We start from the raw sequence: 14,213 nt of genomic DNA on the forward strand, positions 1-14,213 counted from the left end.
CCGCCACAGCCGAACTGTCTACACTCACGTGAGACACGATCCGTCCACACTCACCTGAGACAGGAAGTGTCCACGGACTCCTGAGACATCACACCCGAAATGGGCCGCGAGATGCGTACCCGGAACCCGAAAAGGGCCACGAGATGCGTACCCGAAACGGGGAGGGCGGGGGAGGGGCGGGGTCAGAGGACGGTGCGGATCGTCGCCTCGAAGCTCGTGACGTGCTCGAGTGCCAGGCGGCTTGCGGCCTCGACGTCGCCGTCGGCGATCGCGCGCAGCAGCTCGGCGTGCTCGTGGATGTGCCCGGCCACCGAAGGGACCTTGTCCAGGACCAGGCACCAGATGCGGGTCGCGAGGTTGTCGTAGCGGATGAGGGCATCCGTGAGGTGCGGGTTGCCGGCGGCGGCGTAGATGAGCCGGTGCACCGTGATGTCGTAGCGCATGAGCTCGCGCTGGTCGATCGGCTCGCGCAGGGCCTCGATGGCGTCCGCGGTCTCCCGCAGCCGGGTCCTCATCGCCGCTGAGGCGTCCCGGGCCGCCCGCCGGGCCGCGAGCGGCTCGAGCTGCTCGCGGATCTCCGAGACGTCGGCCAGCTCGGTGATGTCCACGGCGGTCGCGAACGTGCCGCGGCGCGGGTAGGAGACCACGAGGCGGTCCACCTCGAGCCGCTTGAGCGCCTCGCGCACGGGGGTGCGCCCCACGCCGAGCTCCGCGGCGAGCGCCGTGTCGTTGATGGGCGCGCCCGGCTTGATCTCGAGCATGATCAGCCGGTCGCGGAGTGTCAGGTACGCCTGCTCCGCCAGCGAGACCGCCGACGCCGCATCCTCCAGTGCTGTGACCGTCACCTTCCGCCTCCTTCCGGGACTGCTTGACTCCGTGTGATCTCAACCATACTATCGATCGCAGAACTAATATATCAGTTGATTATTAGTCAGATATCAACGTCGATGTCAGACCGAAGGAGGCATGATGGAGAACCTTCTCGATCTCCCACTGACCCAGGCCGACCCCGAGGTGGCCGAGGCCATCGCCGCCGAGCTCCGCCGGCAGCAGGGAACGCTCGAGATGATCGCGAGCGAGAACTTCGCGCCCACGGCTGTCATGGAGGCCCAGGGCTCCGTGCTGACGAACAAGTACGCCGAGGGGTACCCGGGCAAGCGCTACTACGGCGGCTGCGAGCACGTGGACGTCATCGAGCAGCTCGCGATCGACCGGGCCAAGGCCCTGTTCGGCGCCGAGTTCGCCAACGTCCAGCCCCACTCGGGCGCCCAGGCCAACGCCGCCGCCATGCACGCGCTCATCACCCCGGGCGACACGATCATGGGCCTCGACCTCGCCCACGGCGGCCACCTCACGCACGGGATGAAGATCAACTTCTCCGGCAAGCTCTACAAGGTGGTCCCGTACCAGGTGTCCGAGAAGGACCACCGGATCGACATGGCCGAGGTCGAGCGCCTCGCCGAGGAGCACCGGCCCCAGCTCATGATCGCGGGCTGGTCCGCCTACAGCCGCCAGCTGGACTTCGCCGAGTTCCGCCGCATCGCGGACAAGGTAGGTGCGTTCCTTCTCGTGGACATGAGCCACTTCGCCGGCCTCGTGGCCACCGGCCTGCACCCGAACCCGGTCCCGCATTCCCACGTCACCACCACGACGACGCACAAGACCCTGGGCGGCCCGCGTGGCGGGATCATCCTCACCAACGATCCCGCGATCGCCAAGAAGGTCAACTCGGCCGTGTTCCCGGGCCAGCAGGGCGGCCCCCTCGAGCACGTGATCGCCGGCAAGGCCGTGGCCTTCAAGTTCGCCGCGACCGAGGAGTTCGCCGACCGGCAGCGCCGCACCCTCGAGGGCGCCCGCATCCTCGCCGACCGGCTCACCCAGCCGGACCTCGCGAAGGCGGGGATCGGCGTCGTCAACGGTGGCACCGACGTCCACCTGGTCCTCGTGGACCTGCGGAACTCCGAGCTGGACGGCCAGCAGGGTGAGGACCGTCTCCACCGGATCGGCATCACCGTGAACCGCAACGCCGTCCCGTTCGACCCGCGCCCCCCGATGGTCTCCTCCGGGCTGCGGATCGGCACCCCGGCGCTGGCGACCCGCGGGTTCGGCGCCGCCGAGTTCACCGAGGTCGCCGACATCATCGCGGCAGCCCTGGCTCCCGAGTTCGACGACGAGCTCGCGGCCTCGCTGCGCTCCCGCGTGGCGGTCCTCGCCGACAAGCACCCCCTCTACCCGAACCTGACCCCGGCCGAGTCCGGGGCCTCCACCGAGAACGGAGCCCAGTGATGGCGGACCTCCTGCCCGAACACCCGGACTTCCTCTGGCGCAACCCGGACCCGAAGCCCTCCTACGACGCCGTGATCGTCGGCGGCGGCGGCCACGGCCTCGCCACGGCGTACTACCTCGCGGCCCACCACGGCATGACCAACATCGCCGTCCTCGAGCGCGGCTGGCTCGCCGGCGGCAACATGGCCCGGAACACGACGATCATCCGCTCGAACTACCTGTGGGACGAGTCCGCGGCGATCTACGAGCACTCCCTGAAGCTGTGGGAGGCCCTTCCCGACGAGCTCGAGTACGACTTCCTGTTCAGCCAGCGCGGCGTCATGAACCTCGCGCACACGCTCCAGGACGTGCGCGAGTCGGTCCGCCGCGTCGGGGCCAACAAGCTCAACGGCGTGGACGCCGAGTGGCTCGACGCCGACCAGGTCAAGGAACTCTGCCCGATCATCAACACCAGCGAGGACATCCGCTACCCCGTCCTCGGCGCGACGTACCAGCCGCGCGCGGGCATCGCCAAGCACGACCACGTGGCATGGGCGTTCGCCCGCAAGGCGGACGAGCTCGGCGTCGACATCATCCAGAACTGCGAGGTGACCGGCTTCGTCAAGGACGGCAACCGCGTGGTGGGCGTGAAGACGAACCGCGGCACCATCAACACCGGCAAGGTGGCGCTCTGCGCCGCCGGCCACTCGAGCGTCCTCGCCAAGCTCGCCGGCTTCGACCTGCCGATCCAGTCCCACCCGCTCCAGGCGCTCGTCTCCGAGCTCCACGAGAAGGTCCACCCCACGGTGGTCATGTCCAACCACGTCCACGTGTACGTCTCCCAGGCGCACAAGGGCGAGCTCGTCATGGGCGCCGGCATCGACTCGTACAACGGCTACGGCCAGCGCGGCGCGTTCCACGTCATCGAGGAGCAGATGGCCGCGGCCGTCGAGCTGTTCCCGATCTTCGCCCGCGCCCACCTGCTGCGCACCTGGGGCGGCATCGTGGACGTCACCCTCGACGCGTCCCCGATCGTGGGCAAGGCTCCGGTCGAGAACATGTACGTCAACTGCGGCTGGGGCACCGGCGGCTTCAAGGGAACCCCCGGTGCCGGCTGGACCATGGCCCACACGATCGCCACCGGCGAGCCGCACGCCCTCAACCTGCCCTTCGCCCTCGAGCGCTTCGAGACCGGCGCCCTCATCGACGAGCACGGCGCCGCAGCCGTCGCTCACTGAGCGAGACAAACACAGCCCCGAAAGGAGCACGAGCATGCTGCTCATCACCTGCCCGAACTGCGGGCCGCGGGACGAGACCGAGTTCCACTACGGCGGCCAGGCCCACATCGCCTACCCCGAGAATCCCGCTGAGCTCACCGACGCCGAGTGGTCCCGGTACCTCTTCTACCGGGAGAACCCCAAGGGCGCCTTCGCCGAGCGCTGGGTCCACACCGGCGGCTGCCGCAAGTGGTTCAACGCCGTCCGCGACACCGTCACCTACGAGTTCAAGAGCATCTACACGGGCGCCGCACCGGCGGCGACCGGCGCAGCTGCAGCATCCACGAATGGAGGCCAGAAGTGAGCCCCGCATCCCAGAGCCACCGTCTCCCGGCCGAGAAGGCGCAGGGCGCGCGGATCGACCGCGAGAAGGCCCTGCGGTTCACCGTGGACGGGACCGAGTACACGGGCTTCGCCGGCGACACCGTCGCCTCGGCCCTGCTCGCCCACGGCGTCATCGAGACCGCCCCGTCCATGTACCTGGGACGCCCGCGCGGCATCCTCGCCGCCGGCGTCGAGGAGCCCAACGCCCTGCTCAAGGTCCTCCAGCGCGGCGCCGGCGGCGTCGACGAGTCGATGCTCCCCGCTCCCATCGTCGAGCTCACCGACGGCCTGGCCGCCCAGTACCTCGCGGGCCTTGGGCAGCTCGATCCGCGCAAGGACGAGGCGCTGTACGACAAGAAGCACGTCCACACCGACGTCCTCGTGGTCGGCGGCGGCCCCTCCGGTCTCGCCGCGGCGCGCGAGGCGGCCAGGACCGGCGCCCGCGTGATCCTCATCGACGACCAGCCGGAGCTGGGCGGGTCGCTGCTCTCCGCCCCCGCGGAGACGGTCGACGGCGTGCCCGCGCCCGAGTGGGTCGCGGCGGCCGCCGCCGAGCTCGCCGCGGGGGACGAGGTCACGGTCCTGACGCGCACGAACGCGTTCGGCTCCTACGACTCGAACTACATCGTGGCCCTCGAGTCGCGCACCGACCACCTCGGCACCGAGCGTGCGCGCGAGCTGGACGCCCAGGGCGTCTCGCGCCAGCGGCTCTGGCACATCCGCGCCGCCCAGGTGGTCCTCGCGACCGGCGCCCACGAGCGCCCGATCGTGTTCGCCGACAACGACCGCCCGGGCATCATGCTCGCCTCGGCCGCGCGGACCTACCTCAACCGTTACGGCGTGCGCCCCGGCTCCGCCGCGGTCGTCTTCACCACCAACGACTCGGCCTACGCCACGGCCCTCGACCTGGCCGCGGCCGGCGTGCCCGTCGGGGCCGTCGTCGACGCCCGGGCCGAGAAGACCGAGGCGGCGCTCGCGGCCGAGGCCGCCGGCATCCGCGTCATCTCCGGCTCCGCGGTGAGCGGCACCGAGGCGGGCACCGGCACGCGGCTGGGCGCCGTCGTCGTCCGCGGGCTCAGCGCCGCTGGCGACGGAACAGCCGAGCTGACCGGCGAGGCCGAGCGGATCGAGGCGGACCTCCTGGCCGTCTCGGGCGGCTGGAGCCCCGTGGTGCACCTGTTCAGCCAGCGGCAGGGCAAGCTGCGCTGGGACGAGGACCTCGCGGGGTTCGTCCCCGCCGGCACGGTCGAGGCGCAGCAGGTCGTGGGCTCGGCCCGCGGCTCCTACGCCACGGCGGACGTCGTGTCCGAGGGCGCCCACGCCGGCGCCGTCGCGGCCTTCAACGCGGGCTTCATCACCGAGGCCGGCCAGCACGCCACCGCGGTGTCCTCCCACCCGGCCGTGGCCTCGGCCCCGACCCGCCAGCTCTGGCTCGTGCCGGGCGAGACCGGCGAGCCGGCGGACTGGAACACCCACTTCGTCGACTTCCAGCGCGACCAGACCGTCCACGACGTGCTCCGCGCGACCGGCGCCGGCATGCGCTCGGTCGAGCACGTCAAGCGCTACACGTCGATCTCCACCGCCAACGACCAGGGCAAGACGTCCGGCGTGAACGCGATCGGCGTGATCGCGGCGGCGCTGAAGGGCGACGGCGACGCGCCCGGCATCGGCCAGATCGGCACGACGACGTTCCGCGCCCCCTATGCCCCCGTCGCGTTCGCCGCGATGGCCGGCCGCAAGCGCGGGGACCTGTTCGACCCCGAGCGGATCACGTCGATCCACCCGTGGCACGTGGAGCACGGCGCGAAGTTCGAGTTCGTCGGCCAGTGGCTGCGCCCGTGGTACTTCCCGCAGGGCGAGGAGACCATGGACGAGGCGGTGCTGCGCGAGTGCGCCGCGGTGCGCGAGTCCGTGGGCTTCATGGACGCCACCACCCTGGGCAAGATCGAGATCTGGGGCGCCGACTCGGGCGAGTTCCTCAACCGCATCTACACGAACGCGTTCAAGAAGCTCGCCCCCGGCCTGGGCCGCTACGGCGTCATGTGCGGTCCCGACGGCATGATCTTCGACGACGGCGTGACCCTGCGCCTCGACCAGGACCGCTACTTCATGACCACCACCACCGGCGGGGCCGCCAAGGTCCTCGACTGGCTCGAGGAGTGGCACCAGACGGAGTGGCCCGAGCTCGACGTGAACTTCACCTCCGTGACGGAGCAGTGGACCACAGTCGCCGTGGTCGGCCCGAAGTCCCGCGCAGTGATCGCCAAGGTCGCCCCGGAGCTCGACGTCGACAACGACGCGTTCGGCTTCATGGCCTGGCGCGACACCGTCCTCGCCTCCGGCATCCCCGCCCGCGTGTGCCGCATCTCGTTCTCCGGCGAGCTCGCCTACGAGATCAACGTCGCCGCCTGGTACGGGCTGCAGGTGTGGGAGGACGTGGCCGAGGCCGGCGCCGAGTTCGACATCACCCCGTACGGCACCGAGACCATGCACGTGCTGCGCGCCGAGAAGGGCTACCCGATCGTCGGCCAGGACACGGACGGCACGGTCACCCCGCAGGACGCCGGCATGGAGTGGATCGTCTCTAAGGTCAAGGACTTCGTGGGCAGGCGCTCGTACTCGCGCCTCGACACGGCGCGCACGGACCGCAAGCACCTCGTGTCCCTCCTGCCCGTCGATCCCGCCTTCCGCCTGCCGGAGGGGACCCAGCTGGTCGAGCAGGGGATCTCCCTCAACCCCGCCTACGGGCCCGTGCCCATGCAGGGCCACGTCACGTCGAGCTACCACTCGGCGGCGCTGGGGCGCTCCTTCGCCCTGGCACTCATCAAGAACGGCCGCAACCGCATCGGCGAGACGCTCACCGCCGTCGCCGGGGACCGGCTCGTTGACGTCCTGGTCGGTGAAACCGTCCTCTTTGACCCCGAAGGGAAGCGCCGTGATGGCTGAGACGATTGAAGTGACTGCGCCCGCGACCAGCTCCGGTGCGCCGACCCTGCGCCGCAGCCCCGCGGCCCACCTCGCCGGCGCGTTCGCCGCGGCGGCCGTCGCCGGTGACCGGGGCGTCTCGGTCCGCGAGGTCCCGTTCCTGGCCCAGCTGGGCCTGCGCGCGGTGCCCGGGTCCGAGGGGGCCGCAGCGCTCGAGGCCGCGCTCGGCGCCACCCTGCCCACCGGGCACGGGAGGACCACCGCCGGCGGCGGCTACACCATCCTGTGGATCGGGCCGGACGAGTTCCTCGCGGTGGCGGACGAGACCCCGACCTCCGCGGGCGAGGACCGCGGACCCGCCGAGGCCGCCCGGGTCGGCGCAGCGCTCGGCGAGGCCGGCACGCGCACCCCGGGCGCCGTCGTCGACCTCTCCGCCAACCGGACCACGTTCGAGCTCACCGGTCCGAGCGCCCGCGCGGTGCTGGAGAAGGGCGTCTCGTTCGACCTGCACCCTCGGCACTTCGCCGCCGGAACGGCCATCGCGACGGTCCTGGACCACGTGCCGGTCCTCGTGTGGAAGACGGGGGAGGAGACGTACCGCGTCCTGCCGCGCGCGTCCTTCGCCGACCATGTGGGCCGCTGGCTCATCGACGCGATGCGCGAGTTCGCGGCGCCGGAGGTGCGGTAGCCGATGGCCGGCCAGGCGCGCGAGTACGTCCTGACGCTCGACTGCGCCGAGGGACCCGGGATCGTGTACGCGGTCTCCGGGTTCCTCGCCGAGCGCGGGTGCGACATCGTTGACATCAAGCAGTTCGGGGACCGCCGCGGCGGCCACTTCTTCATGCGGGTCCACTTCGAGGCCCCCGCCTCCGCACACGGCGCCGCCGGCGCGGACGCGGACGCGGACGACGACGGCGATCGCCTCCGCGTGGAGTTCGCCCCGGTCGCGGAGCGGTTCGGGATGGAGTGGAAGCTGCGCCCGGAGGGCGAGCGGACGCGCGTGCTGCTCATGGTCTCCAAGTTCGGCCACTGCCTCAACGACCTGCTCTTCCGGGCGCGGGTGGGCGAGCTGCCGATCGAGATCGTGGGCGTGGTCTCCAACCACGAGGACCACCGCGGGCTGGTGGAGTGGCACGGCATCCCGTACCACCACATCCCGGTCACCAAGGAGACCAAGCCCGAGGCCGAGGCCAAGCTCCTGGCGCTCGTGGACGCGTACGCGGTGGAGCTCGTGGTGCTCGCCCGCTACATGCAGGTGCTCTCCGACCAGCTCGCCACGAAGATGGCGGGACGGGTGATCAACATCCACCACTCGTTCCTGCCCTCGTTCAAGGGCGCGAAGCCCTACCACCAGGCCTGGGAGCGCGGGGTCAAGACCGTGGGCGCCACCGCCCACTACGTCAACGCCGAGCTCGACGAGGGGCCGATCATCGCCCAGCAGGTCATCGACGTGGACCACACGCACGCCCCCGAGGACCTCGTGGCGGTGGGCCGCGATGCCGAGTGCAAGGCGCTGTCCAACGCGGTGCGCTGGCACTGCGAGGGGCGCGTGATCCTCAGCGGCAGCCGGACGGTGGTGCTGCGGTAGCCGCGGCGCCCGGGAAGGTCACCTCCCGGGGGCGTCCGTCCTGGCGACGGCGTCCCCCGGGAGGTGGCCTTCTGCCGTGCGTCCGGGCCTGCGGCGGGCCCGCAGGCCCAGATAGCTGCCCACGAGCACGAGCAGGCCGCCGACGAGGAGGGCCGGCGTGAGCGGCTCGGAGTCGAGCAGCGAGGAGACGATGACCGCGGGGATGGGCACGAACAGGAACTGGTAGGAGGTCGCCGAGGCGCTCCAGCGCCGCAGGACGTACAGGAACGCGGCGAAGAGGATGAGGGTCGAGACGACGAGGAAGCCGAACGCGGCGAACGTCGCCGCGCGCACGGGCACGGCCCAGCGCTCGCCGGCCAGGGGCGAGACCACGGCCAGGGCGGCAGCGCCCACCGCCATCCCCACGGCGTTGAGCGGCGCACCGGGGACCGGGGGGAATACCTTGACCACCACGGCCCCCGCGCCGATGGAGACCGCGGCTGCGACCATGCCCGCGATGCCCAGGAGCGAGGAGGCGGAGAACGCCGTCGTGCCCGCCCCGCTGACCACGGCGATGCCCGCGACGGCCACGAGGGTGCCCGCGAACCGGCGCCAGCTGAACCTCTCGACCCCGGCCCCGGCCGCGATCAGCAGCGTGGCGAGCGGCACCGAGGCGAGCACAATCTGCGCGAGGCCCGCGTGCACCTCGCGCAGGGCCTCGTAGATGAAGCCGTAGGCGAGGCCGAAGTTGAGCAGGCCGTACAGCAGCGCCCCCACGAGCGCCCGCCCTCGCGGCCACGCCTTCCGCCCGGCCGCCGCGATGGCGGCGAAGACCAGGCCGGCCACGGCGAACCGGACCGCTGCCCCGAACAGCGGGTCCAGCTCCCGGTTGCTGTAGCGGATGGCGACGGCGTTGCCGCCGGTGACCACCACGGCAGCGATGAACACGAGGACAGTACGCACGTCCACGCCCCGGCCGGCTGCAGCGCTCACGCCCCCAGTGTGCGCCCCGGGCGGCGTTCCCGGCTATCGGCGGTACTCGGGGTTCGGGTGGTCCGGGTTGGCCAGGTCCCAGTTCGCGACGACATTGCCATGCGCGGGGATGCCGCCGGCGTCCTTGAGCCGCCGGGCGGTGTGCAGCATGTTCCATGCCGCGAAGACCGCGTTCCGCGTGGTCCAGTGGTTGTGCGCGCCACGGTTGTCGTCGAGGTAGGACGGCCCCGGCCCGGCCTCGCCGTTCCAGTACGCGTCCGCCTGGGGCGGGATGGTGAAGCCGATGTGGCTGAGGGCGTACAGCAGCTGCGCGGCACAGTGCTTGCCGCCGTCCTCATTGCCGGTCACGATCACGCCGCCGACCTTCCCGTAATACGCCCACTGGCCGCGCTCATTGGCCTCGCCCGAGTACCCGTACAGCCGCTCGACCACCTTCCGGGTCACGGAGGACTGGTCGCCCAGCCAGGTGGGGGTCGCGAGGACCACGATGTCCGCCGGCTCGATGAGCGAGCGGTACAGGTCCGGGAACGCGTCCGCCTCCCACCCGTGCTCGCGCATGTCCGGATAGACGCCCGGCGGGATGTCGTGGTCCACCGCCCGGATCTCGTCCACGCGCGCCCCCACGCCCTCGAGGACATGCCGGCTCACGGCGATGAGGCCGCCCGTGTGGCTCTGTTCCGGGCTGCGCTTGAGCGTGCCGTTGACGTACACGGCGCGCAGGTCCGAGAAGTCGGCGGTGCTCGCCGCGATCTCGGCGTCGATGAACGCCTGGACTGATTCCGGCAGCATGGGCCGACTCCTTCCGCGCAGGGTCCCTCCCCAGCCACGATGCTAGGCGGGGGAACCGCGGGAGGGGAGGGGCGGCGTCGCCCGCGGCTCAGGCCCGCCGCGGCGAGCCGCCGCGGGTGCGGATCGCGAGGAAGCCCGAGGCGGCCATGACCACGAGCGCGCCGAGGACGAGCGCGAGCGGCGCCTGCCAGTTGCCCGCCGCCTCGTGGAGGCCGCCCATGATGATGGGGCCGGTCGAGGCGACCGCGTAGCCGACGGACTGGATGAGCGCCGTCATCCGGCGGTTCTCGTCGAGCGAGCGGGCCCGGTTGATGACCACGGTGAACACGACGGTGAACGTGCCGCCCTGGGCGATTCCGCCCAGCACCGCCCACAGGACCCACAGGCCGGGCGCCACGAGCAGCCCGGCGGGGAGCACGACCCAGCACGCCGCCACGAGGGCGAACAGGCGCATCGGTCCCCACCCGAACAGGTGGGCCAGGGCCGGGACCAGCAGGGGGCCCGCGATGGCGAACACCTGCAGGAGGCTTGCGCCGAGGCCGGCGCCGGACGGGGTCATCCCCTGGGTCTGGACCAGGTAGCTGGGCAGCCACAGGGTCATCGCGTAGTAGCCCACATTGTGCAGGGCGAAGGTCACGGTGAACAGCCACATCATGCGCCGGTTGGCGGGGCTGATACCGGGGGCCGGGGCGAGGGGAAGCGGGCCGGTCTCGGTTCCGGGCTGTGCCTGCGCCGCCTTGAGCTCCGCCCGGCGCCGCAGGGCCTCCTTGGCGAGCCGGCCGGGGAAGTCGGCGTCGGACCAGCGGGGGCCGTCCTTGCCCGGCGGGAAGACGAAGAACCAGGCGCCCGCCGCGATGGCCGTGAGGCCGAGCCACGAGACGAGCGAGCCCTGCCAGCCGATCGCCGCGGCGAGGGGAGCGGTGAGCGCGGACGCGAGGGTGGTGCCGACGTTCACGGCCGCGGTCGTGACCCCGGTCATGAGCGCCGCGCGGAGGGGGAAGTCGCGCCCCACGAGCAGCGGCGTGGCCACGTTGACGATCGTCATCGCCATGCCGATCACCACGGTGCCGAGCAGCGCCCCGGGCGCGCCCCCGAACGAGCGGATGGCGACGCCCGCGGCCAGGCCGCCGAAGAAGTACAGGACCGCGTGGTTGATGCCGATCCTGCCCATGAGCCACGCCGCGGCCGGGGTCACGAGCCCGAAGCACAGCACGGGGATCGAGGCGAGGAGGCCGACGACCGCGGAGCTCAGGCCCGTGTCGCGCTGGATGTCGCCCAGCACGGGGCCGAGGGCGACCACGGGGGCCCGGGAATTGAGGGACATGAGGCCGACGGCGATCAGTGCCAGCGCCGCGGTGCGGCTGATCCGGCGGGTCACGGGTGGTCCTTTCGGCAGGGGAGGGAGCTCCTTCACCTTCTCACGCCGCGCGCCGGCGGGAGCGGAGCGTGACGCCATGACCGGACAAATACTGACCCTGAGAAGTTTGTCAGGACAAAGTATTGCCTGCGTGGCCGGGGAGGAGTACGGTCTGTTTGTCAGGACAAAGTATCACCGAAAGGGACCCGTTCATGCCTCTCGTCCGCATCGACGTCGCCGCAGGCCGCACCCCCGAACAGCTCGCACGCATCAGCCGGGCCATCCACGAGGCCATCCTCGCCGAGTACCGCATCCCCGAGCGCGACTACTTCCACATCGTCACCGAGCATGCTCCCGGCCAGATCGTGGCGCAGGACGCGGGCCTGGGCTTCGAGCGCTCCAGCGGCGTGGTCATGGTCCAGATCTTCACGCAGGGCGGCCGGAGCCAGGAGGCCAAGGAGGCGCTCTTCGCGGCCGTGGCCCGCAACCTCGGCGACGCCGGCGTCGCCGGGGAGGACGTGTTCATCGGCTACGTCGAGAACACCGCCGGCGACTGGTCCTTCGGGTTCGGCCGCGCGCAGTATGTCACCGGAGAGCTGGCGGTCCCGGCCCGGTGATACCCCGTCCTGTGTATGGCAAGTTGTCAGTACAAACTTTTGACAGGACATTAAATCTGTAGCAGAGTGGACCTGTGGCCGACGCCACAGGCAGCGAAGCCGGCCCGGCACCCGGGCGCATGAGGAAAGGCACCGCGAAGTGACCTACGACGTTCTCACGATGGGACGCATCAGCGTCGACATCTACCCCAATGACATCGGCGTCGGCCTGGCGGACGTGACGAGCTTCGGAAAGTACTTGGGCGGCTCGCCGTCGAACGTCGCCGTCGCCGCCGCGCGCCACGGCCGCGCCACCGCCGTGGTGACCCGCACCGGCGATGACCCGTTCGGCGAGTACCTCCACCGCGAGCTGGCGAAGTTCGGCGTGGACGACCGGTTCGTGACCCCTGTCGCCGGCCTGCAGACCCCGGCGACGTTCTGCGCGATCATGCCGGCCACGCACGAGTTCCCGCTCTACTTCTACGGCCGCTTCCCCACGGCCCCGGACCTGCAGATCCGGGCCGAGGAACTCGACCTCGAGGCGATCAGGGACGCGAGGATCTTCTGGTCCACCGTGACGGGCCTGTGCCAGGAGCCCAGCCGCTCCGCGCACATCGCCGCCCACGAGGCCCGCCCCCGCACCGGGCTCGCCGAGGGCCAGTTCACCGTCCTCGACCTCGACTACCGCCCCATGTTCTGGGATTCCGAGGACGCCGCCCGCGAGCAGGTCGCCAGGGTCCTGCCGCACGTGACGGTCGCGATCGGCAACGAGGAGGAGTGCGCGGTCGCCGTGGGCCACGGCACCCCGGACGAGCAGGCGGACCGCCTCATCGCCGCGGGCGTCGAGATCGCCGTGGTCAAGCTCGGCCCCGAGGGCGTCATGGCCAAGACGCGTTCCGAGCGCGTGGTCTCCGCCCCCGTCCCCGTCGAGACGCTCAACGGCCTCGGCGCCGGCGACTCGTTCGGCGGGGCGTTCTGCCACGGCCTGCTGGCCGGCTGGCCGCTGGCCCAGGTCCTCGACTACGCCAACGCCGCCGGCGCGATCGTCGCCTCACGGCTCTCGTGCGCCGACGCGATGCCGACGCCGGCCGAGGTCACCTCGCTGCTGGCCGAACGCGGCCGGCTCGTCCCCGAGGCGGTGGCCCGGTGAGCGCCGCGACCGAGACGAACGCCGCCGGAGCGGCAACGCTGCGGGACGCGCACGACGACGATCCCCGCCGCTACGAGCACCTGACCAAGATCCGGCTCGAGGATCCCCAGGCGATCGCCCGCGCCGCCAAGGCGCGCCGCCGCCACCCCGGGCCCGTGCTCGGCAAGCAGAACTTCATCGTCGCGGCGGACCACCCGGCCCGCGGGGCCCTCGCCGCGCAGGGCCGCCGCGAGGCGATGGCGGACCGGCGGGAGCTGCTCGACCGGCTCCAGATCGCCCTGGCCAACCCGGCCGTGGACGGCGTGCTGGCCAGCCCGGACATCATGGACGACCTCCTGCTCCTGGGCGCGCTCGAGGGCAAGCTCCTCTTCGGGTCGATGAACCGCGGCGGCCTGGCAGGGTTCGTCAACGAGCTTGACGACCGCTTCACCGGCCACACCGCCGAGGCCCTCGAGGCCCTCGGCGCGGACGGCGGCAAGATGCTGACCCGCATCGCGCTCGGCGACCCGGCCACGGCCTCCATCCTCGAGAACACGGCGAAGGCGATCGACGCGCTGGCCGCCCACGGCCTCATCGCGATGGTCGAGCCCTTCCTCTCGGGCTGGGTGGATGGAAAGGTCGTCAACGACCTCTCCCCGGAGTCCGTCATCAAGTCGGTCGCCATCGCGGAGGGCCTCGGTTCCACGAGCGCCTACACGTGGATGAAGCTGCCCGTCGTGGCGGAGATGGAGCGCGTCATGGCCGCGACCACCATGCCCACTGTCCTCCTCGGCGGCGACCCGACCGGGCACCAGGACGAGGTCTTCGCCTCCTGGGGCGCGGCGCTGGCCCTCCCCGGCGTCCAGGGCCTGACCGTGGGCCGGACCCTGCTGTACCCGGCCGATGGCGACGTGGCCGGAGCCGTCGCAGCCGCGGCCTCGCTGCTGCACACCGACGAGATCAAGCCGAAGGAGGCTTCCCAGTGAGCACC

At 71.6% G+C, this 14,213-nt stretch carries 13 protein-coding genes; 9 read left to right on the forward strand and 4 right to left on the reverse strand.

All coding sequences use genetic code 11. The annotated features are described in order from the left end of the window. Positions 1 to 182 precede the first annotated feature (182 nt). Positions 183 to 845 carry a GntR family transcriptional regulator gene (locus ACVWWH_RS19710; protein ID WP_066496351.1) on the reverse strand — a complete coding sequence of 221 codons (663 nt, stop codon included), beginning with the start codon at positions 843 to 845 and terminating at the stop codon, positions 183 to 185. 121 nt (positions 846 to 966) lie between these two features. Between ACVWWH_RS19710 and glyA the strand changes: the two genes are divergently transcribed. Genes glyA through purU form a run of 6 tightly spaced genes read left to right on the forward strand, consistent with a single transcriptional unit; the run spans position 967 to position 8,379 of the window. After that, positions 967 to 2,286, forward strand: a complete 1,320-nt coding sequence (gene glyA / locus ACVWWH_RS19715) for a serine hydroxymethyltransferase (protein ID WP_457317741.1) — start codon at positions 967 to 969, stop codon at positions 2,284 to 2,286. After that, positions 2,286 to 3,503 (forward strand): sarcosine oxidase subunit beta family protein, encoded by a 1,218-nt coding sequence (locus tag ACVWWH_RS19720; protein ID WP_066496360.1) that lies wholly within the window; start codon positions 2,286 to 2,288, stop codon positions 3,501 to 3,503. The genes glyA and ACVWWH_RS19720 overlap by 1 nt, the downstream gene beginning before the upstream one ends. Positions 3,504 to 3,537: 34 nt before the next feature. Further along, positions 3,538 to 3,846 carry a sarcosine oxidase subunit delta gene (locus tag ACVWWH_RS19725; RefSeq protein ID WP_457317742.1) on the forward strand — a complete coding sequence of 103 codons (309 nt, stop codon included), beginning with the start codon at positions 3,538 to 3,540 and terminating at the stop codon, positions 3,844 to 3,846. Continuing rightward, positions 3,843 to 6,812, forward strand: coding sequence for an FAD-dependent oxidoreductase (locus tag ACVWWH_RS19730; RefSeq protein ID WP_457317743.1), 2,970 nt, complete (start codon positions 3,843 to 3,845; stop codon positions 6,810 to 6,812). Before ACVWWH_RS19725 ends, ACVWWH_RS19730 begins: the two co-directional genes overlap by 4 nt. Then, entirely contained in the window at positions 6,805 to 7,479 is a 675-nt protein-coding gene (locus ACVWWH_RS19735; RefSeq protein WP_457317744.1) for a sarcosine oxidase subunit gamma, read from the forward strand. Before ACVWWH_RS19730 ends, ACVWWH_RS19735 begins: the two co-directional genes overlap by 8 nt. A 3-nt stretch (positions 7,480 to 7,482) precedes the next feature. After that, entirely contained in the window at positions 7,483 to 8,379 is an 897-nt protein-coding gene (purU, locus tag ACVWWH_RS19740) for a formyltetrahydrofolate deformylase (protein WP_457317745.1), read from the forward strand. A gap of 18 nt (positions 8,380 to 8,397) precedes the next feature. Here the strand turns inward: purU and ACVWWH_RS19745 are convergent, their stop codons facing one another. The 3 genes from ACVWWH_RS19745 to ACVWWH_RS19755 form a co-directional block, all read right to left on the reverse strand. Continuing rightward, positions 8,398 to 9,351 (reverse strand): DMT family transporter, encoded by a 954-nt coding sequence (locus tag ACVWWH_RS19745; RefSeq protein WP_457317746.1) that lies wholly within the window; start codon positions 9,349 to 9,351, stop codon positions 8,398 to 8,400. A 33-nt stretch (positions 9,352 to 9,384) separates the two neighbouring features. Continuing rightward, on the reverse strand, positions 9,385 to 10,140 hold the full coding sequence (locus ACVWWH_RS19750; protein WP_457317747.1) for a flavodoxin family protein: 756 nt from the start codon (positions 10,138 to 10,140) through the stop codon (positions 9,385 to 9,387). A gap of 88 nt (positions 10,141 to 10,228) precedes the next feature. After that, complete coding sequence (locus ACVWWH_RS19755; protein WP_457317748.1) at positions 10,229 to 11,518, reverse strand: MFS transporter; 1,290 nt, start codon at positions 11,516 to 11,518, stop codon at positions 10,229 to 10,231. Positions 11,519 to 11,709: 191 nt separating this feature from the next. On the opposite strand from ACVWWH_RS19755, the gene ACVWWH_RS19760 reads away from it, so the two are divergent. The 3 genes from ACVWWH_RS19760 (at position 11,710) to ACVWWH_RS19770 (ending at position 14,208) form a co-directional block, all read left to right on the forward strand. Further along, on the forward strand, positions 11,710 to 12,114 hold the full coding sequence (locus ACVWWH_RS19760) for a tautomerase family protein (RefSeq protein WP_457317749.1): 405 nt from the start codon (positions 11,710 to 11,712) through the stop codon (positions 12,112 to 12,114). A gap of 139 nt (positions 12,115 to 12,253) precedes the next feature. Further along, the gene (gene iolC / locus ACVWWH_RS19765) at positions 12,254 to 13,243 is read left to right on the forward strand and encodes a 5-dehydro-2-deoxygluconokinase (protein WP_066496382.1); all 990 of its coding nucleotides are present in this window, start codon (positions 12,254 to 12,256) and stop codon (positions 13,241 to 13,243) included. Between the two features lie 38 nt (positions 13,244 to 13,281). Beyond that, a complete protein-coding gene (locus ACVWWH_RS19770; RefSeq protein WP_457317768.1) occupies positions 13,282 to 14,208 on the forward strand; it encodes a Cgl0159 family (beta/alpha)8-fold protein in 927 nt (308 codons plus the stop codon). The last annotated feature ends 5 nt before the right edge of the window (positions 14,209 to 14,213 follow it).

This window comes from Sinomonas sp. RB5 (assembly GCF_054063535.1).